Annotated in this window: 22 protein-coding genes; all 22 read right to left on the minus strand. The window is 46.4% G+C overall.

Going from position 1 to position 25,745, the window contains the following annotated elements; translation table 11 throughout:
- Positions 1-181: 181 nt before the first annotated feature.
- Complete coding sequence (locus C5I45_RS11215; protein WP_025851260.1) at positions 182-4,495, minus strand: PolC-type DNA polymerase III; 4,314 nt, start codon at positions 4,493-4,495, stop codon at positions 182-184.
- A 111-nt stretch (positions 4,496-4,606) separates the two neighbouring features.
- Entirely contained in the window at positions 4,607-6,301 is a 1,695-nt protein-coding gene (proS, locus tag C5I45_RS11220; RefSeq protein ID WP_025851262.1) for a proline--tRNA ligase, read from the minus strand.
- 31 nt (positions 6,302-6,332) lie between these two features.
- Positions 6,333-7,601: an RIP metalloprotease RseP gene (rseP, locus tag C5I45_RS11225; RefSeq protein ID WP_007611459.1), complete on the minus strand. Its 1,269-nt coding sequence runs from the start codon at positions 7,599-7,601 to the stop codon at positions 6,333-6,335.
- Between the two features lie 6 nt (positions 7,602-7,607).
- Positions 7,608-8,759 carry a 1-deoxy-D-xylulose-5-phosphate reductoisomerase gene (gene dxr / locus C5I45_RS11230; RefSeq protein ID WP_003154208.1) on the minus strand — a complete coding sequence of 384 codons (1,152 nt, stop codon included), beginning with the start codon at positions 8,757-8,759 and terminating at the stop codon, positions 7,608-7,610.
- 55 nt (positions 8,760-8,814) lie between these two features.
- The gene (locus tag C5I45_RS11235) at positions 8,815-9,612 is read right to left on the minus strand and encodes a phosphatidate cytidylyltransferase (protein WP_021734132.1); all 798 of its coding nucleotides are present in this window, start codon (positions 9,610-9,612) and stop codon (positions 8,815-8,817) included.
- A 3-nt stretch (positions 9,613-9,615) separates the two neighbouring features.
- Entirely contained in the window at positions 9,616-10,398 is a 783-nt protein-coding gene (locus C5I45_RS11240; protein ID WP_003154211.1) for an undecaprenyl pyrophosphate synthase, read from the minus strand.
- Between the two features lie 125 nt (positions 10,399-10,523).
- Complete coding sequence (gene frr, locus C5I45_RS11245; RefSeq protein WP_003154212.1) at positions 10,524-11,081, minus strand: ribosome recycling factor; 558 nt, start codon at positions 11,079-11,081, stop codon at positions 10,524-10,526.
- Between the two features lie 2 nt (positions 11,082-11,083).
- Entirely contained in the window at positions 11,084-11,806 is a 723-nt protein-coding gene (gene pyrH / locus C5I45_RS11250; RefSeq protein WP_003154213.1) for a UMP kinase, read from the minus strand.
- A gap of 145 nt (positions 11,807-11,951) precedes the next feature.
- Positions 11,952-12,833 carry a translation elongation factor Ts gene (gene tsf, locus C5I45_RS11255; RefSeq protein ID WP_003154214.1) on the minus strand — a complete coding sequence of 294 codons (882 nt, stop codon included), beginning with the start codon at positions 12,831-12,833 and terminating at the stop codon, positions 11,952-11,954.
- Between the two features lie 99 nt (positions 12,834-12,932).
- Entirely contained in the window at positions 12,933-13,673 is a 741-nt protein-coding gene (rpsB, locus tag C5I45_RS11260) for a 30S ribosomal protein S2 (RefSeq protein ID WP_003154215.1), read from the minus strand.
- 143 nt (positions 13,674-13,816) lie between these two features.
- Positions 13,817-14,290 (minus strand): DUF6115 domain-containing protein, encoded by a 474-nt coding sequence (locus C5I45_RS11265; protein WP_003154216.1) that lies wholly within the window; start codon positions 14,288-14,290, stop codon positions 13,817-13,819.
- Between the two features lie 27 nt (positions 14,291-14,317).
- On the minus strand, positions 14,318-15,082 hold the full coding sequence (sigD, locus tag C5I45_RS11270) for an RNA polymerase sigma-28 factor SigD (protein ID WP_003154217.1): 765 nt from the start codon (positions 15,080-15,082) through the stop codon (positions 14,318-14,320).
- 26 nt (positions 15,083-15,108) lie between these two features.
- Positions 15,109-15,609: a chemoreceptor glutamine deamidase CheD gene (cheD, locus tag C5I45_RS11275; protein WP_003154219.1), complete on the minus strand. Its 501-nt coding sequence runs from the start codon at positions 15,607-15,609 to the stop codon at positions 15,109-15,111.
- Positions 15,606-16,235: a CheY-P phosphatase CheC gene (gene cheC, locus C5I45_RS11280; RefSeq protein WP_003154222.1), complete on the minus strand. Its 630-nt coding sequence runs from the start codon at positions 16,233-16,235 to the stop codon at positions 15,606-15,608. The genes cheD and cheC overlap by 4 nt, the downstream gene beginning before the upstream one ends.
- 15 nt (positions 16,236-16,250) lie before the next feature.
- Complete coding sequence (gene cheW, locus C5I45_RS11285; protein ID WP_003154225.1) at positions 16,251-16,724, minus strand: chemotaxis protein CheW; 474 nt, start codon at positions 16,722-16,724, stop codon at positions 16,251-16,253.
- A gap of 22 nt (positions 16,725-16,746) precedes the next feature.
- Positions 16,747-18,765, minus strand: coding sequence for a chemotaxis protein CheA (gene cheA, locus C5I45_RS11290; protein ID WP_003154227.1), 2,019 nt, complete (start codon positions 18,763-18,765; stop codon positions 16,747-16,749).
- Between the two features lie 5 nt (positions 18,766-18,770).
- On the minus strand, positions 18,771-19,838 hold the full coding sequence (locus C5I45_RS11295) for a protein-glutamate methylesterase/protein-glutamine glutaminase (RefSeq protein ID WP_003154228.1): 1,068 nt from the start codon (positions 19,836-19,838) through the stop codon (positions 18,771-18,773).
- Entirely contained in the window at positions 19,835-20,728 is an 894-nt protein-coding gene (locus tag C5I45_RS11300; protein ID WP_003154229.1) for a MinD/ParA family protein, read from the minus strand. Before C5I45_RS11300 ends, C5I45_RS11295 begins: the two co-directional genes overlap by 4 nt.
- Positions 20,725-21,816 carry a flagellar biosynthesis GTPase FlhF gene (gene flhF, locus C5I45_RS11305; RefSeq protein ID WP_003154230.1) on the minus strand — a complete coding sequence of 364 codons (1,092 nt, stop codon included), beginning with the start codon at positions 21,814-21,816 and terminating at the stop codon, positions 20,725-20,727. Before flhF ends, C5I45_RS11300 begins: the two co-directional genes overlap by 4 nt.
- Complete coding sequence (gene flhA, locus C5I45_RS11310) at positions 21,816-23,849, minus strand: flagellar biosynthesis protein FlhA (RefSeq protein WP_063174822.1); 2,034 nt, start codon at positions 23,847-23,849, stop codon at positions 21,816-21,818. Before flhA ends, flhF begins: the two co-directional genes overlap by 1 nt.
- Positions 23,850-23,882: 33 nt before the next feature.
- Positions 23,883-24,962, minus strand: a complete 1,080-nt coding sequence (flhB, locus tag C5I45_RS11315; protein WP_003154232.1) for a flagellar biosynthesis protein FlhB — start codon at positions 24,960-24,962, stop codon at positions 23,883-23,885.
- Complete coding sequence (gene fliR, locus C5I45_RS11320; RefSeq protein WP_003154233.1) at positions 24,962-25,741, minus strand: flagellar biosynthetic protein FliR; 780 nt, start codon at positions 25,739-25,741, stop codon at positions 24,962-24,964. The genes flhB and fliR overlap by 1 nt, the downstream gene beginning before the upstream one ends.
- Positions 25,742-25,745 lie beyond the last annotated feature (4 nt).

The raw sequence follows: 25,745 nt of genomic DNA on the forward strand, positions 1-25,745 counted from the left end.
CTTCTAAAGAGCAGGGGCATTGAGAAAACGATGGACATGTCGAGGCAAAATTGCCTGTTCAATACAAAAGAGCGGGTTTCCCCACTCTTTGCCTCGGTAATCGTTAGCATTTCCAATAAAACTATACCATAACCATATATTTAATGCAAATCAAACTCCGCTCGGAGGCTGTGCACAAAGCTTAAAACAGCGACAGCTGATTTTGGTCCGGAAGCGACTCAAGACAGCCGTGACGATCTAAATACTCTAAAATGGTTTTTGACACTTTTCCTCGTTTTTGAAGGTCCTCTTTTGAAAGGAACTCCCCTTCTTCCCGCGCTTTCACAATATTGAGAGCGGCGTTGGTTCCGAGTCCCGGAATTGAGTTGAACGGCGGGATGAGACTGTTGCCGTCAATGATAAATTCCGAAGCGCTCGAACGGTATAGATCGACCTTCTGGAAGGAATAGCCGCGCTCACACATTTCAAGCGCAAGCTCTAACACGGTAAGGAGGTTTTTCTCCTTCGGCGAAGCATCAAGCCCTTTAGAGCTGATATCATCCATCACCGCTCTGATGGCGGTTGAGCCTTTAATCATTGTATCAATGTCAAAGTCATCTGCGCGGACGGTAAAGTACGCAGCATAATATAAAAGCGCGTGATGCACTTTAAAATAGGCAATCCGCACCGCCATCAGCACGTATGCGGCGGCGTGGGCTTTCGGGAACATGTATTTGATTTTTTTGCATGAATCAATATACCAGTTCGGCACATTGTTCTTTTTCATTTCTTCTTCCCATTCCGGCGTCAGGCCTTTGCCTTTACGCACGAATTCCATGATTTTAAAGGCCAGTGAAGGCTCAAGGCCCTGATAAATCAAGTAAACCATAATGTCATCACGGCAGCCGATCACTTCGCTCAGTTCACACGTATTGTTGTGTATCAGTTCCTGCGCGTTGCCGAGCCATACGTCCGTGCCGTGGGAAAGCCCGGAAATCTGGACAAGCTCGGAGAACGTCGTCGGCTTCGTATCCTCAAGCATCTGCCGCACAAATCGCGTCCCGAATTCAGGAATGCCGAGCGTCCCCGTTTTACAGCCGATCTGCTCTTCAGTGACGCCGAGCGATTCTGTGCCTTGGAAAATCTTCATAACTTCCGGATCATCTGTCGGAATCGTCTTCGGATCAATTCCGCTTAAATCCTGGAGCATCCGGATGACTGTCGGATCATCGTGCCCCAATATATCAAGCTTCAGCAGGTTGTCATGAATGGAGTGGAAGTCAAAATGAGTCGTTTTCCATTCAGACCCCGTCGCATCTGCCGGGAATTGTATCGGGGAAAAATCGTAAATATCCATGTAATCCGGGACAACGATAATCCCCCCCGGGTGCTGGCCGGTCGTTCTCTTAACGCCGGTGCAGCCCTGCACCAGACGGTCGATCTCCGCGCCGCGCATGTGTAGGTTATGATCACCCGCATAGCCTTTCACATATCCGTAAGCCGTCTTTTCCGCAACGGTGCCGATCGTTCCCGCGCGGTAAACATTATCTTCACCGAACAGCACTTTCGTGTAGTTATGAGCATGGGGCTGATACTCACCTGAGAAGTTCAAGTCGATATCGGGTACTTTGTCACCTTTAAAGCCTAAGAACGTTTCAAACGGGATATCATGTCCGTCCTTTTTCAAAGGTGTGCCGCAAGACGGGCAGCTTTTATCCGGAAGGTCAAAACCGGAACCGACTGATCCGTCATTAAAGAATTCGGAATATCGGCAGCTCGGGCACACATAGTGCGGAGCGAGCGGATTCACTTCAGTGATTTCCGTTAAGGTCGCCACAAGCGATGAACCGACGGACCCCCGGGAGCCGACGAGATAACCGTCATCCAGAGACCGTTTTACAAGCTTATGGGAGATGAGATAAATAACGGCGAATCCATGACCGATGATGCTTTTTAATTCTTTTTCTATTCTCGCTTCCACAATTTCAGGAAGCTCTTCACCGTAAATGCTTCTGGCGCGCTGATAGCTCATTTCACGGATTTCTTCATCGGCTCCGTCAATTTTCGGCGTGTACAGATCGTCTTTGATCGGTTTGATCTCATCGATCATCGAAGCGACTTTCTGCGTATTGTCAACCACGATTTCTTTCGCTTTTTCCGCACCGAGAAAGGAGAAAGCATCCAGCATTTCATCTGTCGTTCTGAAGTGCACTTTAGGCAGTTCGTGCCGGTTTAACGGGTTGGCGCCGCCTTGGGAAGATATTAAGATCTTCCGGTAAATTTTGTCCTCATCGTTTAAATAGTGAACATTTCCGGTGGCAACGACCGGCTTATTCAATTTTTCCCCGAGCTTCGTGATGTTGGCGATGATTTCTTTCAGCGCTTTTTCATCCCGGACGAGCTCAAGCTGCAGAAGGTGTCTGTATACTTCCGGCGGCTGCACTTCAAGATAATCATAGAATGATGCGATATCTTCAACCTCTTCAGGTGATTTTTGCATCATGCCTTCAAAGACCTCTCCCCTGTCACAGGCAGAGCCGATTAACAGACCTTCTCTGTATTTATTAAGCTGCGACCTCGGAATGCGCGGCACTCTGTAGAAATATTGAATATGAGAAATGGACACGAGCTTAAACAGATTTTTAAGGCCGGTCTCATTTACGGCAAGCAATGTAGCGTGATAAGGCCTTGATCTTTGATAAGCATTGGATTGTCCCATATTCTCATTCAGCTGATCATGATAAAAAATGTCTTTTTCAGCGGCATCTTTGAGCATTTTCAACAGCAGGTAACCCGTTGCTTCAGCGTCAAAGACCGCTCGGTGATGCTGGGTTAATTCGATATCAAACTTCTTACATAACGTATTTAAGCGGTGATTTTTAAACTCAGGATACAGGAAACGCGCGAGTTCCAGCGTATCAATGACTGGATTTTTCGCTTTTTCCGTTTTCAGTAGACGCTTGTACGCCACATTTAAAAATCCCATATCAAAGCTGGCGTTATGAGCCACAAGCACGTCATCGCCGATCCATTCTTTAAAATCCCGGACGACGTCAACGACATCGGGAGCGTCGCGGACCATGTCATCCGTAATCCCGGTAAGCTCTATCGTCGTTGCTGACAGCGGATGGTGCGGATTGGCGAACGCTTCGAATTTATCGATGATTTCTCCGCCTCTTATTTTGACTGCGGCAAGCTCAATGATGGTGTCATACACTGCGGACAGACCTGTCGTTTCAACGTCAAAGACGACGTATGTGTCTTCTTCCAAAAGACGGTGAGCTGGATTGTATGCGATCGGAACACCGTCATCCACGATATTGGCTTCCATTCCGTAAATCATTTTAATGCCGTGTTTTTTCGCGGCGGAATAGGCATCCGGGAAAGACTGCACAACGGCATGATCAGTTAACGCAATCGCTTCATGTCCCCATTTTTTCGCCTGTTCGACAAGCTTTCCGATGCCCGTTATAGCATCCATTTGGCTCATCGGAGAATGCAGATGAAGCTCAACCCGTTTTTCGCCTTCAGGAGCGGTGTCTTCACGGGTTTTGGCTTTTATTTCATTCACGTCATTTGCAATCATGACGAGGTCTCTGACGAATGTATCGTTTTGAATGCTTCCCCGCGCCTTCACCCACATGCCTTTTTTCAGCGTTTTCATCAAAGCGGCGTCTTCTTTTTCTCTGGCGAACATTTTTACTAAAATACTGTTTGTATAGTCCGTGATTTTGAAAATGCAGAGCGTGCGTCCGCTTTTCAGCTCGCGTGTTTCAGCATCAAACACAAACCCCTGCACCGTGATTCTTCTTTCTTCATCCATGATGCTGTCAAGCGTCCGGATTTCTTCGTTCTCTTTAATTTGATAGCCGATGACAAGCGGGCCGGACGGCGCTTGATCCTCATCGCCCTCTTTTTCCTTCTTCTCCATTTCGATAAGCGCCTGCATCGCCCGCTCCTGATCTTCAGCAAGCTTTTGCTCGCGGAATTTCTGGACTTCTTGGTCAGATACGAAAATTTCGGTATCCAGCTGCAGTTCCGGAAATCCGAATTGGCGATAGCTGTGCTGAATCAGTGCGCTGTATTTATTTTTGAGCGCCGATGCTTCTGTATCTGTTTTTGTTTTCACGATCAGTTTGTTTCCCTTGAGCTTCGGCTTCTGCTGATTCAAAAGAGCCACCATCGGCGGCGAGGTTCCTTCAAGCTCTTCAATACAGCGTGTCCAATAATCCTGTACAAGCTCCTCTGTCACTGTAGGATCGATGACCTGAACAGACGATGTGACACGGGCGATGTGAGCAAACGATTGTGTTAACCTCATCATGAATGAATCATATATTTGATACGGCAAAAGAGCCTTAAAGCGAAATTGGAAATGCCAGGCTTTTTCTGCTTTATGGATTGTCAGTTTATCAATCTCTCCGTCTTCAAAGTATGTCATGAAGGTATCATCTGTCATATTAAGCTGCTGCAGAAGAATCTGAAACTGTCTTCTGTTTACTGATAACTGTTCCATTCAGACAGTATCCCTCCCTTAAAACATCATAAGTGAAGGTACCTCCGCAGGTGATGAGGTACCTTCTTTTTTCTCTATTTTAACATGATTTTGTACGATTCGTTATGGTGATTACTTCGTCTTAATAAATTCAGAAAGCTCTTCCACTGAAACTTCGGCAGATTCACCGGTTTTGCGGATTTTCACTTCTACGATGCCTTCGTCGGCACGTTTTCCGACAGTGATGCGGATCGGAAGGCCGATCAGATCAGAATCAGCAAACTTCACGCCTGCGCGTTCAGCGCGGTCATCGTATAATACCTCATAACCTTCCGCCTGGAATTTGCCGTAAAGCTGTTCAGCAAGCTCTTTTTGCGCTTCATTTTTCATATTCAGCGCCAAAATATGAAGATCATACGGAGCAACGCTCTTCGGCCAGATCAAGCCTTTTTCGTCGTGATGCTGTTCAGCGATGGCAGAAAGCGTTCTGGACACGCCGATTCCGTAACATCCCATCAGCATCGGCTGCGCACGCCCGTTTTCATCAAGGTATGTCGCATTCATCGCTTCAGAGTAACGCGTGCCGAGTTTAAAGACTTGTCCGACCTCAATCCCTTCAGCGAAACGGATCGTGCCTTTTCCGTCAGGTGACGGATCGCCTTCCTGAATGATTCGAAGATCGGCATACGCTTTTACAGACGCGTCACGTTCGATGTTTACGTTTCGGTAATGACGGTCTTTTTCATTCGCGCCGCAAACGGCGTTTACCATAACTTTCACGGCTTGGTCGGCATAAATCTCAATGTCGCCGGCAGCGCCGATCGGCCCCGCAAATCCCGGCTCCGTGCCAAGTTTCTCCGCTACTTCTTCATGAGACGCAAGCTCAACCACTTCCGCGTTCAGAAGGTTTTTCACTTTCACGTCATTGACCTCATGATCGCCTCTTACTAACACAAGAACAAATCGGTCATCCGCTTTAAACAGCATTGATTTGATGCAGGCGCTCGGCTCGATCTGCAAGAACGAAGCGAGCTCTTCAATGCTTTTGACATTCGGCGTATCAATTTTCTCCAATGCCTCGGGTGTTTCATCTGACGGCTCGCTGTTCATGACAACTTCCGCCATTTCCGTATTGGCTGCGTAAGAGGATCCATCGGAATAAGCGATGGTATCTTCCCCTATTTCAGAAAGAGCCATAAATTCATGCGTGTCTTTTCCGCCCATCGCGCCCGAGTCGGCAATAACGGGACGGACGTTTAATTCACAGCGTGCGAAAATGCTGCTGTATGCGCCGTACATGTTTTGGTACGTTTCCTCCAGACTTTCTTCAGAAGCATGGAAAGAATACGCATCTTTCATGATGAATTCGCGTCCGCGCAATAACCCGAAACGCGGGCGTTTTTCATCTCTGAATTTAGACTGGATCTGGTAAAGAGTGAGCGGCAGACGCTTATAAGATTTCACCTCATCACGCACGAGAGAAGTAATGACTTCTTCATGTGTCGCGCCTAAAGCAAATTCACGGCCGTGGCGGTCTTTCAGACGCATTAATTCAGGCCCGTACGTATACCATCTGCCTGATTCCTGCCATGTTTCAGCCTGCTGAAGGGCCGGCATCAGCATTTCCACCGCGTTGATTTTTTCCATTTCTTCACGCACGATCTTCTGAATGTTTTGAATGACCCTGTAAGCCAGGGGCATGTAGCTGTAAACCCCGCTCGTATTTTGTCTGATAAATCCCGCTCTCAGCAGAAGCTTATGGCTTTTTGCTTCAGCATCAGCCGGCACTTCTCTCAGGGTCGGAATAAGCGTCAAACTTTGTCTCATGTCTTCGCACCTCTGATTTTTTACTAGTCAATTATAAGAATAAACGCTGGATATCGTTCCATGTGACAACCAGCATAAGAAGCATTAAGAAAGCTACGCCGATAAATACGACAAATGCTTCCTTGTCACGGTTTATCGGCTTGCCGCGGATTGCTTCAATGAATAAAAACAGCAGCCGTCCGCCGTCAAGCGCCGGTATCGGCAGCAGGTTGACGATTCCCAGGTTGATGCTTAAAAACGCCGCAAACTGGAATAGGTTGATAATACCGGTTTTTGCAACTTGATCCGTCATATCATAAATGCCGACAGGACCCGAAAGCATATCAAGCTTAAACTGGCCTGTCACAAGTTTGCTCAGATTGGTCAGGATCGCTTTTGTGACATCAACGGTAGATGTCGCGCCGTAAGCAATCGCTGCAAGCGCGCCTTTTTCAGTCGGCGCATAAGAGCCGAAGCGGCCGATTGTTTTTTTATTTTCATCTTTTACAGCTTCAGGTGTAACCGAGATATGAAACGATTTGCCATCCCGTTTGACGGCGACATCGATTTTTTTCCCGGGATTTTCTTTTACCGCTGTCACGATGTCGGTCCATGACCTCATTTTTTCACCGTTAATGCTCTGGATATAGTCGCCTTCTTTTAAACCTGCAGCAGCTGCGCGTCCATTGTCTGTCAGCTTCCCGAGCTCAGGCTGATTTGAAGGCACGCCTTGAATGAATCCGAGCATGACGAGAATGACATACGCTAAGATGAAGTTCATAATCGGACCGGCAGCAATCGCCTTAATCCGCTTCCATACGGGTTTAGACCCGAATTGTCGATTGTAAGGCGCAATCTGCACTTCTTCTCCGTCTACGATAAAAAAAGAGGTCTGACTGACAGTAAAGCCCGCCAGTTCATCTTCTTTCCCCTGCTCGTACCCGGTAATCTTCATTTCGTGCTCAAGATCAGCCGTCTCCACCTCGATAATTAAAGCGTCGGGATATTTTTCCTTTTGATTAATGATGACTTTTTCCACTTCGTCATCTTTATTAAAAAGAAGCCCGACGGTATAACCGGGTTTGACTTCGATCATCTCCGGGTCTTCACCGGCCATGCGGACGAACCCTCCGACCGGAAGGAGTCTGATCGTATACACGGTTTCATTCTTTTTAAATGAAAAGATTTTAGGGCCGAAGCCGATCGCAAATTCACGGCAAAGGATTCCCGCTCTTTGGGCGAGCAATAAATGCCCGAGCTCATGGAAAAAAACGAGCGTTCCGAAAATAATAATAAACGCGATAACTGTATTCACGAACATACCACCTTATGTGAGTATTGAATTAACGTATCCCCGGGTGTCTTTGTCCACTTCTTGGATATCCGCAAGACTCGGATCCTGAATTACGCTGTGGCGGTCCAATGCTTTTTCAATCAGGTCCTCAATCGATAAGAATGAAATCCGTCCGGCAAGAAAAGCGGCAACGGCTTCTTCGTTGGCCGCATTTAAAACCGTCGGCATCGTTCCCCCTATTTTACCTGATTCAAAGGCAAATTGTAAGCAGCGGAACCTTTCAAAGTCAGCTTTAGCAAAATGAAGGCTTCCGATCTCCCATAATTCAAGCCTTTTTGTTTCAGGCAGAGGCAGCCGGTCCGGATATGTCAGCGCGTATTGAATCGGCACCCTCATGTCCGGATTTCCGAGCTGGGCGATGACGCTTCTGTCGTGAAATTCAACCATCGAATGAATGATGCTCTCTTTATGTAATACAACGTCAATCTGTTCATACGGAATGTCAAAAAGCCAATGCGCTTCAATGACTTCAAGCCCTTTATTCATCATTGTAGCCGAGTCAATCGTAATCTTTGCACCCATCGACCAGTTCGGGTGATTAAGGGCGTCGGCAATCGTTACAGACTCAAGCTCCTGCCGCGTTTTATCCCTGAAACTGCCGCCGGATGCCGTAATGATCAGGCGCTCGATATTTTTGCTCTGTTCGCCTTGCAGCGCCTGAAAAATAGCGGAATGTTCGCTGTCAACCGGAAGAAGAGGAACACCGTATCGTTTTGCGTGTCCTTTCACTATATGCCCGGCAGTGACGAGAGTTTCCTTATTTGCAAGCGCAATTGTTTTTTTCTGTTCAATCGCTTTCAAAGTCGGGATTAAACCGACGCTTCCAAGCAGCGCATTGACCACGATATCCACTTCGTCCATGACTGCCGCTTCAATCAGGCCTTCTTCTCCGATGCCGATTTGACATTCATGCGAAAAAGACGCTTCTTTCACTTTTTGATATGTATCCATGTCGCCGACTGCTACATATTTCGGCTGAAACGTTCTGATCAACGGGATCGCTTTCTCGGCGTTTTTACCGAAAGTCATCGAGACGAGACGGAACTGATCTTGATGCATGCGCAATACGTCTAACGTCTGCTCCCCGATTGATCCTGTTGCTCCTAAAAGACAAATATTCTTCAAAATGCCACTCCCATTCTATGCGTCCAGATCGGTCTTATTTTCATATTAGCCTTTCTCATGAAAAAAGCGCAAGCAGAAAGTATAAGAACGGCATGACAAACAAAAAGCTGTCAAATCGGTCTAAAATGCCGCCGTGCCCGGGAAGGATTTTCCCCGAATCCTTCACATCATAGTGCCGCTTAAGCGCTGATTCAACCAAATCCCCGATCTGTCCGAACACAGACAGAACAAGCGTGATGACCAAAAGAACCGGATATGAAATCGGAAGGTGTGCAAACAGCTGAAAAACAGCCGTAAAAATAAGGGCGATGACAATACCGCCGAGAAACCCTTCCACTGTTTTGTTGGGACTGATTTCGGGCCACAGCTTCCGCTTCCCGAGCGACTTTCCGACGAAATATGCGCCTGAGTCCGTTGACCATATGACAACGCAGGCATAAAAGATATACAAAAGCCCGTTTGTTTCAATGTTTCTGATTTCAATAAAATAATGAAAACACAGTCCGATATATACCGTCGCGAGAACGATAAACCCGACTTCGTCAAACGTAAAGGTGTTTTTCACGAGCACCGTATAGCTGAGCAGAATCAATACGGCGAAAATCGTTACTTCCATTTTCGCATCGAAAAAATGATATTTGTCCGGCATCATATACAGCCATAACAACAAGAAGCTGATCAGACCCGGAAAAGAAAAAAATCTGAGCTTTTTCATCCGCAAAAGCTCAAAAAGCGCTATACTTCCCATCACGTAAACAAATACGGTGAACGGCAATCCTCCGAAAATAACCAAAAATAAAAATAGTGCCGCTGCCAGAACACCTGTTAACAATCTTTGTTTCATTTCCACCATCCTCTAAATTCCGCCAAACCTCCGGCCCCGCTGCTGAAATTCTCCCACTGCCTGCAGAAAGTGATCTTCTTTAAAATCGGGCCACAGGACATCTGTAAAAACAAATTCACTGTAAGCCACCTGCCAAAGCATAAAGTTGCTCAGTCTGATTTCTCCGCTCGTTCTGATGAGCAGTTCCGGGTCCTGGATTGATTCTGTCATTAAATGCCCGGAAAAGAGGGCTTCATCAATGTCTTCGATATTCAGCGTGCCGCTTTTCACCTGTTCGGCCAATGCTTTTGCCGCATTGACGATTTCCGTGCGTCCGCCGTAGTTCAAAGCGAAATTGAGAATCAGCCCGTCATTTTGTTCTGTATCTTTTACGGCCTTCTCAATCGCCCTGTACGTATGAGAAGGGAGCGCGGATTCATCTCCGATAATTTTCACCTGTACATTTTCCTCTATCAATTCAGGAAGATACGTATTCAGGAACTCTTCCGGAAGCTTCATCAAAAAGTCGACTTCCATCTTCGGTCGCTTCCAATTCTCCGTTGAAAACGCATAAAGAGTCAGAACTTTAACGCCGAGCTGATTTGCGAGCTTTGTCACCCTTTTTACCACTTTCATTCCTTCATGATGTCCGGCAATCCGCGGGAGTGAGCGCTTCTTCGCCCAGCGTCCGTTTCCGTCCATAATAATGGCAATGTGTGCGGGAATTTCACCCTTCAGTATGTCTTCTTTTGTATACCGTTCTAAGTTGGAAGCCGCATTCTGCTGATTCTTCCAATTTTTGAGTATGTTGAGCATGAGATTCCTCCGTCACCCAAAAAGGTTGCGTTGCTGATGATCAATGTAATCAACAGTATTAACAAAAAAACCCCCTGTAAACATGAGAGGGTCTTTTCACATTATCTATTGTACATAGTTTTTCATTAAACTTCCATGATTTCTTTTTCTTTGTCTTTCGTGACGCTGTCAATTTTTGACACATATTCATCTGTCAGCTTTTGAACGTCTTCACTGGAAGCACGAAGCTCGTCTTCTGTAATGTCCCCGTTTTTCTCAAGTTTTTTGAGGTCGTCGTTGCTGTCACGGCGGACATTACGGACTGCTACTTTCGCTTCTTCCGCGTATTTTTTCACGACTTTGACAAGTTCTTTACGTCTTTCTTCCGTCAGAGCCGGGATCGCGATGCGAATAATTGTGCCGTCACTTGTCGGAGTTACGCCAAGGTCAGCTTTCAGGATCGCTTTTTCAATATCGCCGATTGCCGTTTTGTCATACGGTGTGACAACAAGCATACGCGCTTCAGGCACATTGATGGAAGACAGCTGGTTTAAAGGTGTTTGGGCACCGTAGTATTCTACTGTCACTTTATCCAATAGAGATGGGTTGGCACGTCCCGCGCGGACTGACGCCAATTCACGTGAATAAGCAGCAACCGCTTTTTCCATGCGTTCTTTTGTTTGTGTTAATACTTCGTTTGACAACGTTATTTCCCCCTTACGATCGTTCCGATTGATTCGCCGATTACGGCACGCTTAATATTTCCTTCTTCCATAATAGAAAAGACGATCAGCGGAATATCATTATCCATACATAGTGAAGAAGCCGTAGAATCCATGACTTCCAGCCCGTCTTTTAACACATCGAGATAAGATAATTTTTCGTATTTAACAGCTGACTCATCTTTTCTCGGATCGGCATTATACACACCGTCGACATTATTTTTCGCCATTAAAATCACATCCGCTTCGATTTCAGCGGCACGCAGCGCTGCGGTTGTGTCCGTAGAGAAATAAGGGTTTCCTGTTCCCGCGGCAAAAATCACAACGCGTTTTTTCTCCAGGTGGCGGATGGCTTTTCTTCTGATGTAAGGCTCAGCGACCTGACGCATTTCAATTGATGTCTGCACTCTGGACTGAATTCCGAGCGTTTCCAGGCTGTCCTGCAGGGCAAGTGAGTTCATGACAGTAGCAAGCATGCCCATATAATCGGCCGTCGCACGGTCCATTCCTAAGTCACTGCCTGTTTTTCCGCGCCATAAGTTGCCGCCGCCTACAACTACGGCCACTTCGACGTCAAGCTCAGCGATTTCTTTTACCTGTTTAGCGATGGATTGGATAACAGTCGGATTAATGCCGTTTCCCTGCTCTCCTGCCAATGCTTCTCCGCTAAGCTTTAAAACGATACGATTGTATTTTGGTTTTTCCATAATAACCTCCAAGTGTAAACATTGCCGTTTCCTATTATGCAAGAGAAAAAAAGGTTTGTAAATATAGTTTTAAAAATAGGGAACACAAGTAGTGTCCCCTATACTGCCTGAAAAGCCGCGAAAGATTCGCCAAGGCTTTCCGCCATTATTTTTTCACTTGGTTCATAACTTCTTCAGCAAAGTTTTCTTGGCGTTTTTCAATGCCTTCTCCAACTTCGTAGCGGACGTAAGTTTTAACAGATGCGTTTTTCGCAGCCACAACTTGTTTCACTTTTTCGTCTGGGTTTTTAACGAAAGCTTGGTCTAATAAGCAAATTTCTTCGAAGAATTTGTTCAGACGGCCTTCAACCATTTTAGCTACGATGTTTTCCGGTTTGCCTTCTTGAAGAGCTTGCTGAGTCAGGATCTGACGCTCATGGTTTGCTTCTTCTTCAGACACTTGGTCGCGGGAAATATAACGAGGATTTACCGCTGCAACATGCATCGCGATGTCTTTTGCAAGATCTTCGTCAGTTGTTCCGCTAAGAACGGATAATACGCCGATGCGGCCTCCCATGTGAAGGTAAGCACCGAACGCTTCGCTGTCTTCTTTTGTAAGAACAGCAAAACGGCGAAGAGTGATTTTCTCTCCGATTTTAGCAACGTTGCTTGTGATGTATTCTTCAACAGTAGAACCGTTTTCCATCTTTTGACCCATCGCTTCTTCAAGATCAGCAGGAGCGTTTGCAAGAAGGTGGTCAGCAAGCGTGTTCAGAAGCTCTTTGAAGCCTTCGTTTTTCGCAACGAAATCAGTTTCAGAGTTTACTTCTAAGATAACGCCTTTGTTGCCGTCAGTTTTAATAAGAGTAGAACCTTCAGCAGCGATACGGTCAGCTTTTTTAGCCGCTTTCGCAATTCCTTTTTCTCTCAGAAGGTCGATTGCTTTGTCCATATCTCCGTCAGTTTCAGTCAATGCTTTTTTACAGTCCATCATACCAGCGCCTGTTTTTTGACGCAGTTCTTTTACCTGCTGTGCAGTAATAGCCATTTGAATTCCTCCTTATATGTGTAAACAAGATATGTATAGATACATTTTTCTTGAAAAAAGGTGATAAAAGGCAGTCCCTCTTATCACCTTTTGATTAGGTTACGCAGTTGTCGTTTCTGTTTCAGGTGCAGTCTCTTCAGCAGCTTCCGCTTCTTCTTCGCCTTGCTTCGCTTCAAGAATGGCATCTGCCATTTTAGAAGTAAGAAGTTTGACAGCGCGGATTGCGTCATCGTTTGCAGGGATTACGACATCAATTTCATCAGGATCACAGTTTGTATCTACGATTCCGATGATAGGAATGTTCAATTTGCGAGCTTCCGCAACAGCGATGCGCTCTTTGCGAGGATCGATGATGAATAATGCATCAGGAAGATCCTTCATGTCTTTAATTCCGCCGAGGAATTTTTCAAGACGCTCTAATTCTTTTTTCAATTGAACAACTTCTTTTTTCGGAAGTACTTCAAATGTACCGTTTTCTTGCATTTTCTCGATGTCTTTCAGACGCTTAATGCGTTTTTGGATTGTTTCGAAGTTTGTCAGTGTACCGCCCAACCAGCGTTGGTTGACATAGTACATGCCAGAGCGTACAGCTTCTTCTTTAACAGAATCCTGAGCTTGTTTTTTTGTGCCGACGAAAAGGATTTTTCCGCCTTCAGCAGCAAGGTTTTTCGTGAAGTTGTAAGCTTCCTCTACTTTTTTCACTGTTTTTTGAAGGTCAATGATGTAGATTCCGTTACGCTCCGTGAAAATGTAACGCTTCATTTTTGGGTTCCAGCGGCGTGTTTGGTGGCCGAAGTGAACACCAGCTTCAAGCAATTGTTTCATAGAAATAACTGACATGTGATTTCCTCCTAATAAAATGGTTTTTTTCCTCCGCTTAGGTCATTTTTGTGCAGAACTGCCGTTTGCAGCACCCTCTGCATAAATCGTTAAGCGTGTGTATTTAACACCAAGACATAATATAACACAGCTTTATGCGACAATCAAGAATCCTTTACAGCTTTGCCGCGAAATTTTAAAAACAGCTCGATTTCTGTCTTTCCGCCCTGCACCCGTTTGGCGATTTCCGCAGGGGTGAGCCCTTGTTCATATAATTCTGAAACACGTTCTTCAAACGAATGCGCACCGTTGTTTTCGTCACTTTCAGCCCGTTCCGTTGCATTGATGAGCTTTTCCATGTGATCCGGAATATCAGGCTCTTTTTTCGGTTCCGGCCGGGGTTCGGCGTCTTCTGCGTCAGGCGCTTGATCATTCCGGCTTTTTGCGTCTTCGAGTCTTTCATTTTCTTCTTTCAGCTCAAGCAGAAACGCTGCAAGGGTGTTTTCCGTCTCTTCAAGAATCTTCTTCTGCTGGCGCTCCGTCTCCTTGAGGGCTGAAAACCTCGTGTACAGAATAATGACGGCATAAAGCAGTACGCCGTGAAGCACAAAGCTTAAAAGCCATAATAGTGTTGACATGTTTTTCACTCGCTAACCATGAGTTCATTATTGAATTACTTTTTCAAGCAGGTGCTTTAATTTAAACAGCGCCTTTGAATGAATCTGTGAAATCCGCGACGTCGAAAGGTTCAGGACTTGTCCGATTTCGGTCAAAGTCAGTTCTTCTTTATAGAATAAACTGACGACAAGCTGCTCTTTTTCAGAGAGCTCGTGAATTTTGCCCGCAAGCTGAGCGATCAGCTCGTCCTTCATGATTTTTTCTTCCGGCGGCACATTTTTGTCATCTCTGATCATCACTTGAATATTCTCACCGTCATCCTGGTCGTGAAGCTTTTCATCAATTGATAAGAGATTGGCAAAAAACCCTTCATTCATCGTTGATACTACGTCCTGCTCCGTCATCCCCAGCTCTTCTGCGATCTCTGAAGGCGTCACATTCCGAAGGTAGCGCTGTTCAAGTTTTTCGATTGCCGCTTCGACTTTTTTTGTCTTCTCCCGTGAAGTTCTGGGCAGCCAATCTTCTTTACGCAGCCCGTCGATGATTGCACCGCGAATTCTAAACGAGGCATAGGTATCAAATTTTAAATCCCGGCCGGGGTCAAATTTTTCTAGGGCATCATATAAACCAAGCATACCAAGGCTCATTAGATCGTCTTTATGCACCGATTTCGGCAGTCCGACGGAAATTCTGCCGACATGATATGTGACCAGCGGCATGTAACGGCGCATTAAATCATCACCGGCTTTAGGATCTTTCCACTCTTTCCAGCGCGACCAAAGCACCTGATCTTCATAATTCAAGGATTGCATTGTTATCCCCCTACCTCATACCTTTATTAAATCGTTGTTTCACCTTGTTTAACAGTTCGAATGTGCAGCATGCAGGACTTTGGCTCAAATTCAATCGTCCGGCCGCTTGAGCCGCCCGTATCTTCACTGATGACCGGAATGTTATACAATGAAAGCTGCTCTTTGATAGCCGCTACATTCCTCGGGCCGATTTTCATCAGGTCGTTTGTCATTTTAAACTTAAACATCTCCGCTCCCCCGGCGAGTTTTGCCTTCAGGGCAAACTTGCGGCAGCCGGCTTTCAAAAGCATATCAATTGTCATCTTAACGGCGGTGTCCGCGTATTTTGCACGGTTGAGCTCCGCCGTTTTTGATAACCCGGAGTCCGGCAGCATGACGTGAACGAGTCCTGCCGTTTGTTTGTCTTTATCGTATAAAACCAGCCCCACGCATGAACCGAGTCCCGAAGTCCGGATTTTATCCGGATAACGCGCGACTTGAACATCCGCAATCCCCACTTTAACGACTGCGGCTTCCGCACGGCTCATAAAGCCGCACCCAATGAGACGAAGAGCTTTTCAAAAGAATCATAGTCCGGGAGCATAAACATATGGGCTTTGAGCTCCTGCCGGCTGCCCTGGTCAAAAATAGAAGTATCCACGACAATGGCATGCTCTCCGACTTGGCTGAGCTCCATCAGTCCTTCACTGATAACCGCGCCGAACATATCAAGTGAGATTTCCGGCACGCTCGGGTAAATCTCAAGCTTTGTCAAATCAGCCAATGCCGTTAAATAGGAGCCTGCTAAAATATTGCCGAATTCATGTAAAGCAGAAGAACTCAAATGATCTTCGCCCAACTGGTCAATATCAAAATCCGGATTTCCGATCAGCTCTCTGATAAACTGTTCCGCCTGATGGAAAGGCATGATGAGAAAGATAGAGCCTGTCATGTCGCCTTCCATTCTTAAAAAGATACTGGCGACCGGCGTTTCAGCCCCGCCGAAAAAATCAGCGAGCTCATCAAATGTCAATAAAGTCGCAAACGGCACTTCCATGTCTATCTTTCTGTTCAGCAGCTGAGCCATGGCAGAAGCCGAGTGACCCGCCCCGATATTTCCGACTTCCCGCAAAATATCCATCTGCTCTTCTTTGATCGCTTCAAACTTACTCATGTTGTCTTTTCCCCTTTAAGCATTCGGCTCTCCGGACGCAGATGCCGAAGCACCTTTATCCAGCACCGCATGCGCATCGATAATATTGAGGAGCCTGTTATCTTGCTTGACGATCTGTTTAATCCACACATCCGTTTCCTTTGTCTGGCTTTCAGGCGCGGATTCAATTTCATTTTCATGCACGGTGATGACGTCATTGGCCTCATCCACGACCCATCCGACATCGGCGTCACGGTAAGAAATGATGATAATCCGTGTCTCTTCTGTGATGTCCTGTTCAGGCTGGTTCAGACGTTTTCTTAAATCAAGAACCGGGGTAATCACTCCGCGCAGATTGATAACGCCGCGGATATACGATTCCACACCCGGGACCCTCGTCGGTTTTTGCCACTTTTCAATTGATTTCACCTGGGAAACTGAGATAGCGTATTCTTTCCCGTTTATCATAAACACAATCATTTTTTCACCTGTTTTGATTTCAGCAGTCATGCGGGCACCTCCTCGTGTCGTTTTAGTAGATCAGCGCATTGCAATCAATAATCAGCGCCACTTCTCCGTTTCCGAGAATCGTAGCGCCGGAAATCGCAAAGACGTTCGTCAAATAGTCGCCGAGTGATTTCAGTACGACTTCCTGCTGTCCGATAAAAGAGTCCACGACAAAAGCAGTGGATTTATCGCCCTTTTTCACGACGATTACATGGAACTGATCGGCATCCTGTTTTGAATCCGTAATGCCGAATTCTTTTTTGAGATAGACGATCGGAACGATTTGTCCTCTGAAATCAATCACTTCTCTGTCATGCGTCTGCAGGATATCTTTCTTATCAATAACAGCCGTCTCTATAATAGAAGAAATCGGTATCGCAAACGTCTCTTCTTCCAGTTTAATGAGAAGAACGGATATAATTGAAAGTGTCAGCGGAAGCTGGATACTGAAAAGAGAACCTTGGCCTTCCGCGGATTTGACACTGACAGAGCCGCCGAGTGATTCGAGTTTATTTTTTACGACATCCAGACCGACGCCCCGACCTGAAATGTCAGAAATTTGATCGGCAGTCGAGAAGCCAGGAGCAAAAATAAGCTCGTAAATCTCATTATCTTCAAGCGTTTCAGCATCACGTTCGGTGATTACACTCCGCTCGAGCGCTTTTTCAAGAATTTTCTTTCTGTTCAGGCCGGCCCCGTCATCTTCAACCTCAATAAAGACATGATTGCCGCTGTGATATGCCTTAAGCACGACATGACCCGATTCCGGTTTTCCTTTATTCACCCGCACTTCAGGCGATTCAATGCCGTGATCGATGCTGTTTCTGATTAAATGGACAAGCGGATCACCGATTTCATCAATCACCGTGCGGTCCAGCTCCGTTTCAGCTCCGATGATGGACAATTCGATTTTCTTGTTTAATTCCTTTTGAAGCTGGCGGATCATTCTCGGGAAACGGTTAAAGACGGTTTCTACCGGCACCATCCGCATATTAAGAATAATAGACTGAAGGTCGCCCGAAATTCTGGTCAGGCGTTCAACGGTTTCAGTCAGCTCATTGTGGTCAAGCTCTTTGGCGATCTGCTCAAGACGTCCGCGGTCAATGACAAGTTCTTCAAAAAGGTTCATTGAAGAATCCAGTCTTTCAATGTTGACGCGAATCGTTTTCGAGCCGCTGTGATGCTTCGGCTGCTCTTCCGTTTTCGCTTGCGGTTTCGGCTGTTTTTCAGCCTTTTTAACCGGAGTTTCCTTCACCGGTTCAGCTGCTTGCGGTTTTTCGGCCGTTTTTAACGGCGCACCGGCAGAAATTTCGACATTCTCCACTTCTGAAATGCCGCTGATGAGTTCTTTAATTTCTTCAGCAGGCTGCTTTGTCAAGAAACACACCTGAAAATCCGTTCCGAAATCTTCCGTCTCAAGCACTTCCGCGGCAGGTATCGTTTTTGCGACTTCCCCGGCTTCATTCAGCTTTTCAAATATCATGTACACGCGCACGGCTTTGAGCATACAGCTTTCATTCAGGGAAACCGTTATTTCATAGCGGCTGAATCCTTGCTCTTCCGCCTCTTCAATAACAGTCCGTTCAAACTCATCATAATTCCATTCAGTTGAAGTCTGTTGTTTTGAAGCCGGCGGTTCTGCTGTTTCGGCTGAAGCCGCAGTCTCATGCGCCGCATTTACGTCGAGCTTCGCACTTACTTCAGAAATATCACGTTTGCCGTCTCCTCCGTCAATAATGGACTGCACCATCTCTTCAAGATGATCAAGCGCTTCAAACAGCACGTCCAGCCAATCCGATGTAACGGGCATTTCTCCGTTGCGGATGGCGTCCAGCACATTTTCCATCAGGTGGGTTAAATGCGCCAGATCTGTATATCCCATCGTTGCGCTCATGCCTTTCAGCGTATGGGCAGCTCTGAAGATGTCATGCACAAGCTGAAGGTCTGCCGGATCTTTTTCCAACAGCAGCAGCTTTTCGTTACATGTCTGTAAGTGCTCTTTACTTTCATCAATAAAGACATCTAAATATTGATTCATATCCAATTGATTCACACCCTCTCTTTTTTCACACATCCGGTGATGGATGCCGCGATATCTTCCACATGTTTAATCTCATGAATGAGGCCCGCCTTTATCGCTGACTTCGGCATTCCGAACACAACACAGGATTCGTCCGATTCCGCAATCGTTTTAACGCCGCCTGTTCTGAGCATTTCTTTTACGCCCTCGGTTCCGTCGCTGCCCATGCCTGTCATAATGACGGCTACCTTTTCGTAACCGGATAAACGGCTTGCCGACCGAAACAAATAATCGGCTGACGGTTTATGCCGGCTTTCCGTATCATGAACATCAAGAATGATGCGGAGCCTTCCGCCTTCCTCTGCAACCGTCATATTTTTTCCGCCGGGCGCGATGTACACCCATCCGTCTTTCGCTTCTTCACCGTTTTCCGCTTCTTTGACCTGAATATCTGACAAATGGTTGAGTCTGTCTGCAAGTGAAGCGGTGAAGCCTTCAGGCATGTGCTGAACGACAAATACAGGCGCCTTTAAATCCTTCGGCAGTTTCGGAACCACCTTTTGCAGAGCCCGCGGTCCGCCTGTAGAGGTCGCGATGAATACGGCCTGCTTGGCGGATTTTGCTTTCGGTCTTTCAAATCCCGCCAAAGCCGGACGTTCCGGGATAGAAGACTCTTTCACTGCCGCCTCAGGTTTTTGGGCGCGGGACAGCCCGGCTGCAATCACCCTCTCAATCAGCTGCTCTTTAATTTTATAAAGATCAAGTGAAATCGCTCCGGAAGGCTTGGTGATAAAATCAAAAGCGCCCATCTCCAGGCAGTTGATCGTTCGGTCCTTCCCTTGCTGTGTCTGGCTCGATACCATGATGACGGGAAGTTTATATATGCTGATGATCTTCCGCAATGTATCCGTTCCGTTCATGACCGGCATTTCAATATCAAGTGTGACAACATCCGGTTTGAGAAGCTCTATTTTCTTCAGCGCCTCTTCCCCGTTTCTGGCTGTCCCGATGACTTCTATCTGCACTTCCGCAGCCAGAAAATCGGTAATCATCTTTCTCATAAAAGCTGAGTCATCAACGACAAGCACACGAATCACTGTAAAGTCCTCCTCAATAAAAAAGAAGATAATCTCTCAATAAATGCCGGTTTCTCTTCTCTTGGTTTGTTTTCTTCCGTTTGAAACAAGACATCCGTCAGAAGACGGACGGACCTGCTGGCTTTTGCTTGAGGACTTTTTATTAAAAAAGGCACCTGGTCAATGACGGCTTGACTTACTAGCGGATCATCGGGTATGGAGCCGGCGAAACGCACCTCCGCGCCTAAAAACGTGTGGATCGCATGAGAAAGGCGGTTGTACGTGTCCAGCGCCTGTTTTTGGGCGCGGGCGCGATTGACGGCAATGTTTACGGTCAGCCGTTCATCCGCGAGCAAAAGATGTTTGATCGCGCTGTACGCATCCATAATGGCCGTCGGCTCAGGCGTTGTCACGGCGAGAATGTCTTCCGCCGATAAAATAAACGGCAGCTGTTCTTTTGAAAGTCCCGCTCCCATATCAAACAGAACGTAATCAAAATCGCTTAATACAGCGGAAAGACCATTCATAAAAGCCGACCACTTCTCTCTGTCTGCTTGATAGAACGCCTCAAGCCCCGTTCCTCCGGATATGTAGCGAAGGCCTTTCGGACCGGAGGAAAGTGATTGAGCCAACGCGTGCCGATTCTCCATCACATCAATAATGGTGCGGGAAGAAGCAGCTCCGATCAGCACATCAATGTTGCCCATTCCGATGTCAAGATCAATGATGAGTGCTTTTTTTCCTTTTTCCTGCAGGGCAACTGCCATGTTTAATGTTAAATTAGATTTTCCGACGCCGCCTTTACCGCTTATGACGGCTAATGTCTTCGCTTTTTTCTCATAAAGCTCCGGCTTGATCATTTGCCTCTCTCTCATTTTCCTTCTTAATGACTCTGCCTGATCGGGTTTCATGCCAAAAGCATCCTTACAAACTCTTTTGGTGAAGCCGATAGGATGTCTTCAGGCACATCCTGTCCATTTGTCAAATAGGCGGCGCCGATTCTTGATTCCGACAGCACTTGAAACACGGAGCCGAGTGAGGCGGTTTCATCCGTTTTCGTGAAAATGAATTGATTGACCGGCACACCGGAAAACTGTTTCAGCACCTGTTTCATATCTTCATATTTTGCAGATGCCGATAATACGAGAAAGGATTGTAAGCCTGATTCAAACGGAATCATCTCTTGTAATTCCGTAATATACTGCTCTTCTTTAAAGTTTCTGCCGGCTGTATCAATGAAAACATGGTCGTATTCAGCGAATTTTTCCAGTGCCTTCAGACATTCTTCCTTTGAATAGCATACTTCAAGAGGAGCCTGAAGCAGCTCCGCATATGTCTTCAGCTGCTCGACCGCGGCAATCCGGTAAGTATCCGTCGTCATAAAGGCAATTTTTTTATGCTCTGTCAGCATTGATGAGGCCGCAAGTTTCGCAAGTGTAGTCGTTTTGCCGGCCCCGGTTGAACCGAAAAGCACGACGTATTTTGATTGAATCCCTTCCTGCCACCTGTCTGTCGAAGGGAGTTTTTTCACTAACAAATCCTGCAGCTTTGAGCTGACATTATCTTCAGTTAAATCTCCGGAAACAATTGAAGAACTGAGCAATTCACTGAGTACGGCGTTTTGCGTATGATCAGGAAGCCCGGCTTGCTTCAATAGTCTCTCGGCTTTTTTTAATGGTTCAGGGAGCACTTCTTTCAAATGCGCCAGTTCGCCGGAAATACTTTGATCCGGAAGGCGCGGCGGCTGAACAGGCTCAGCTTTCTCCGCCGTTTCCGTCTTTTTCATTTCTTCAGCGGCAGCCGGCGGCGTTTTTCTCGCTTCCCTGACGTCACGATCTAAAACCGCTATCACTTCGACGGCCTGCTGCGACCGCAGCCCCAGCCATTTTCGTTTCTTTACTTGTTTGGAATGTAAAATAACGGCATCATTGCCGAGTTCCTTTTTGATTTGCTTCGCGGCATCCTGCATTGAAGCGGCTGTAAATTTTTTTATTTTCATTAAATATCCACCACTCCAATGCTCTGTACTTCAACATTTGCTTCCAGCTCATTATAAGAAAGAACCGGAAGATCAGGGAAATACCGTTCTAACAGCTGTTTTACATACATTCTGACAGCAGGCGAGCAAAGAAGAATCGCCGACTCCTGACGGATGGAAAGCTGCTCGGCCTCGTTAGCGACAGAACGGATGATGCTGTCCGAAACCTCAGGGTCGAGTGACAGGTAATTGCCCTGTTCAGTCTGCTGAACCCCGTCTGCAATCGCTTTTTCCACCCGGCCTGAGCATGTGATGACCTTCAGCGTTTCATGCTCTCTCGCATATTGTGCCGTGATTTGTTTGGCAAGCGACTGTCTCGCGTATTCTGTCAAAAGGTCTGAATCTGTCGTTAATCTTCCGTAATCGGCAAGAGTTTCAAAAATGGTCACCAAGTTTCTGATTGAAACTTTTTCTCTCAGCAATTTGGCAAGCACCTTTTGAATATCGCCGACAGAAAGAGGGTTCGGCGTGACTTCCTCAACAAGCACAGGATAATTTTCCTTCAGATGATCGATCAGCTGCTTTGTTTCCTGTCTGCCGACCAGTTCATGAGCATGCTGCTTAATTTTTTCTGTAATATGCGTAGATACGACTGACGCCGGATCAACAACTGTATACCCCAGCATGTCCGCTTCATCTTTTGCAGCTTCGCTGATCCATTTTGCGGGAAGTCCGAACGACGGTTCAATCGTTTCAATTCCTTCAATGACGTCATCTTCAGGCGTCGGTGACATCGCTAAATAATGATCCAGCAGGAGCTCTCCTTTAGCGACTTCATTGCCTTTAATTTTCAATCTGTATTCATTCGGCTGGAGTGCGATGTTATCCCTGATGCGCACAACCGGAATGACAAGTCCCAATTCAAGCGCAAGCTGACGTCTGATCATGACGATGCGGTCAAGAAGATCACCGCCCTGCCCCGCGTCTGCAAGCGGCACGAGTCCGTATCCGAACTCAAATTCAATCGGATCAATATGTAAAAGCTGCACAACGCTTTCCGGGCTTTTCAGTTCATCCGCCTGAGCCTCTTCTTCAAGAATTTCTTCCTCTTCTTCGCTCGGCTTATCCGCTTTGGACAGCATATAAGCGCCGAATGCAAGCAGACCGGCGATCGGCCCCGTCAGCAGAATGCCGATCGGTGTAAGCAGACCGAGCAAAAGTACAGTTCCCGCGGCTACATACAAGAGCTTCGGATAAGCAAACAGCTGGCCTGTAATATCATGACCGAGGTTTCCTTCAGATGCCGCTCTCGTCACGACAATCCCCGTAGCCGTTGAAATGAGCAAGGCCGGCATTTGAGAAACGATACCGTCACCGACCGTCAGCATTGTAAAGTGAGACGCAGCTTCTTGTATGCTCATCCCCTGCTGCAGCATGCCGATTACGATTCCGAAAATAATATTGATCATCACGATGATGATCCCCGCGATGGCATCCCCTTTGACGAATTTGCTCGCACCGTCCATGGCACCGTAAAAATCCGCTTCCCGGGCGACTTTTTCACGTCTGTGCTTTGCATCCTGCTCCGTAATCATGCCGGCATTTAAATCCGCGTCAATACTCATTTGCTTTCCGGGCATCGCATCGAGCGTAAATCTCGCCGCCACTTCCGATACCCGCTCGGCGCCTTTTGTAATGACGATAAACTGAATAATAATTAAGATAATGAAGACAACAAGCCCTACCAGCACATTTCCGCCGACAACGAAATTCCCGAATGTCTCAACAACCTTTCCCCCTTCTCCGTGAGAAAGAATCGAACGTGTCGTCGACACATTGAGCGCAAGCCGAAACAGCGTCAATAACAGCAGCAATGACGGGAATATCGAGAATTGCAGCGGTTCTTGCATATTCATTGTGGTGAGAAGCACGATCAACGCAAGAGAGATATTAATGATGATCAAAATACTTAACAACCATGGAGGGAATGGAATCACCAGCATTGCCACAATGAGGACAACACTTATTAAAACCGATAAATCTCTTGTTGACATGCTGTTTTTCTCTCCTTTTGAATCTGAAATTCACTATACTTTTTGTTTCGTTTTATATACATAAGCCAAAATTTCCGCAATGACTTTAAAAAACTCTTCCGGCACAGCCTGGTCAATGTCAACCTGATCATATAACGCACGCGCGAGCGGCCTGTTTTCAATCGTCATGACATCGTGTTCTTTGGCGATCTGCCTGATTTTTAATGCAAGATGGTCGACCCCTTTGGCAACAATGTAAGGGGCGTCCATTTTCTTTTCATCATATTTTAAAGCAATCGCATAATGGGTCGGGTTGGTAATGATGACATCCGCTTTCGGCACTTCCTGCATCATCCGCCTCATCGCCATTTCCCGCTGCTTCTGCTTAATTTTGGACTTGATAATCGGATCACCCTCCGATTTTTTGTATTCATCTTTTATATCCTGCTTTGACATTCTGATATTTTTCTCATAGTCAAAACGCTGATATAAATAATCAAGCCCGGCCAGCAGCATTAGAGCCCCTGATCCCGCAAGCCCCATCCAAAGCGTGAGCTTAGAAACGAAAGTGAGCACTTCCGCAGGTGTTAAAAGCGGAAGGCGGAGAATATCGCCATAATGCAGCCAGAGCACCATAAAGGCGGCAAAACCGACCACAGTAATCTTCAAAATGGATTTGACCAGTTCAACAATCGCCCTCATGCTGTAAATCCGCTTAAATCCTTTCAGCGGGCTGAGCTTATTCAAGTCAGGCTTGAGAACTTCCGCAGAAAACAGAAAACCCACCTGCATGTAATTGCTCACGACACCTGCCACAAGCGCGACCAGCATAATCGGCGCGAGGATGAGGCTGATATCTTTCACCGTATCTACGAACAGTTCATGCACGGAAGATGCTGACAGATGTAATGATATCGATTTCGTATAAAACGTTTTAATAAAGGACAGCAGCCTGTCCCGCATATAAGGACCGAGCGCGATCAGCGAAAGAAAGATAATCAGTAAAGAAACGGCTGTATTCACATCCGTACTTTTCGCGACCTGTCCTTTCTTTCTTGTATCCTTCCGTTTTTTCGGAGTGGCTTTCTCCGTTTTTTCACCGGCAAAGAATTGCAGATTCAGTCTGAGTCTCATCATGTCACACCGACCAATGCCAATAGATTCCGCATGGTTTCAACGGTAAGGCTGAAGATGTTGCGGACGACGACAAACATCACCGCCATACAAACGATCAGCATAATAAAGCTCACGGCTATTTTCAGAGGAAGCCCGACAACGAAAACATTCAGCTGCGGCACCGTTCTCGCCACAATACCGAGCGCCAAATCAACTAAAAACAGACTGGCCACAACCGGCGCAGACATTTGAAAAGCGATAATGAACATGGCATTGAAGCTTTTTGCGATAAAAAGTCCAAAGTGATCATTTCCAAACGACGGAAATGCCTGATCAAGCGGGATATACTGAAAGCTGTAATAAATCCCGTCCAATAAAAGATAATGGGCGTTTACGCTGAGCATAAATAACAGCGCCAGCGTATAAACGAATTGTCCGATCAGCGGGCTTTGCGTTCCTGATTGCGGATCAATGACATTGGCGATGGAAAAGCCCATCTGAAAATCAATAAAGGAACCCGCTATCTGAATGGCTGTCATCATCATGAAAGCAATCAGCCCGAGGCTCAAGCCAACAACGGCCTCTTTTATGACAAGCAGCATATACTGTTCCCCTATTTCTATTTCCGGCGCATGTTTCAGCGTGCTGAAGCAGATCACCGAAAGAAAAAAAGCAAAGCCGATTCGGTGAACCGCCGGCAGATTCCGATGTCCGAACACCGGCACCGTTACAAAAAAAGCAGAGATTCTGATAAAGACCAATAAAAAAGCGGGAAATAAATCAATGATGGAATTCATTTGA

It is taken from the genome of Bacillus sp. ZY-1-1, assembly GCF_003047165.1.
Taxonomy (GTDB): Bacteria; Bacillota; Bacilli; order Bacillales; family Bacillaceae; genus Bacillus; species Bacillus velezensis.

Bases quoted from the DNA above. Each gene is read 5' to 3' on its own strand.
- C5I45_RS11215 (WP_025851260.1), bottom strand. From the start codon at position 4,495: ATGGAACAGTTATCAGTAAACAGAAGACAGTTTCAGATTCTTCTGCAG.
- proS (WP_025851262.1), bottom strand. From the start codon at position 6,301: ATGAGACAAAGTTTGACGCTTATTCCGACCCTGAGAGAAGTGCCGGCT.
- rseP (WP_007611459.1), bottom strand. From the start codon at position 7,601: ATGTTCGTGAATACAGTTATCGCGTTTATTATTATTTTCGGAACGCTC.
- C5I45_RS11235 (WP_021734132.1), bottom strand. From the start codon at position 9,612: ATGGTGGAAATGAAACAAAGATTGTTAACAGGTGTTCTGGCAGCGGCA.
- C5I45_RS11240 (WP_003154211.1), bottom strand. From the start codon at position 10,398: ATGCTCAACATACTCAAAAATTGGAAGAATCAGCAGAATGCGGCTTCC.
- pyrH (WP_003154213.1), bottom strand. From the start codon at position 11,806: ATGGAAAAACCAAAATACAATCGTATCGTTTTAAAGCTTAGCGGAGAA.
- tsf (WP_003154214.1), bottom strand. From the start codon at position 12,833: ATGGCTATTACTGCACAGCAGGTAAAAGAACTGCGTCAAAAAACAGGC.
- rpsB (WP_003154215.1), bottom strand. From the start codon at position 13,673: ATGTCAGTTATTTCTATGAAACAATTGCTTGAAGCTGGTGTTCACTTC.
- C5I45_RS11265 (WP_003154216.1), bottom strand. From the start codon at position 14,290: ATGTCAACACTATTATGGCTTTTAAGCTTTGTGCTTCACGGCGTACTG.
- sigD (WP_003154217.1), bottom strand. From the start codon at position 15,082: ATGCAATCCTTGAATTATGAAGATCAGGTGCTTTGGTCGCGCTGGAAA.
- cheD (WP_003154219.1), bottom strand. From the start codon at position 15,609: ATGAGCCGTGCGGAAGCCGCAGTCGTTAAAGTGGGGATTGCGGATGTT.
- cheC (WP_003154222.1), bottom strand. From the start codon at position 16,235: ATGAGTAAGTTTGAAGCGATCAAAGAAGAGCAGATGGATATTTTGCGG.
- cheW (WP_003154225.1), bottom strand. From the start codon at position 16,724: ATGACTGCTGAAATCAAAACAGGTGAAAAAATGATTGTGTTTATGATA.
- C5I45_RS11300 (WP_003154229.1), bottom strand. From the start codon at position 20,728: ATGAAACCCGATCAGGCAGAGTCATTAAGAAGGAAAATGAGAGAGAGG.
- flhF (WP_003154230.1), bottom strand. From the start codon at position 21,816: ATGAAAATAAAAAAATTTACAGCCGCTTCAATGCAGGATGCCGCGAAG.
- flhA (WP_063174822.1), bottom strand. From the start codon at position 23,849: ATGTCAACAAGAGATTTATCGGTTTTAATAAGTGTTGTCCTCATTGTG.
- flhB (WP_003154232.1), bottom strand. From the start codon at position 24,962: ATGAGACTCAGACTGAATCTGCAATTCTTTGCCGGTGAAAAAACGGAG.
- fliR (WP_003154233.1), bottom strand. From the start codon at position 25,741: ATGAATTCCATCATTGATTTATTTCCCGCTTTTTTATTGGTCTTTATC.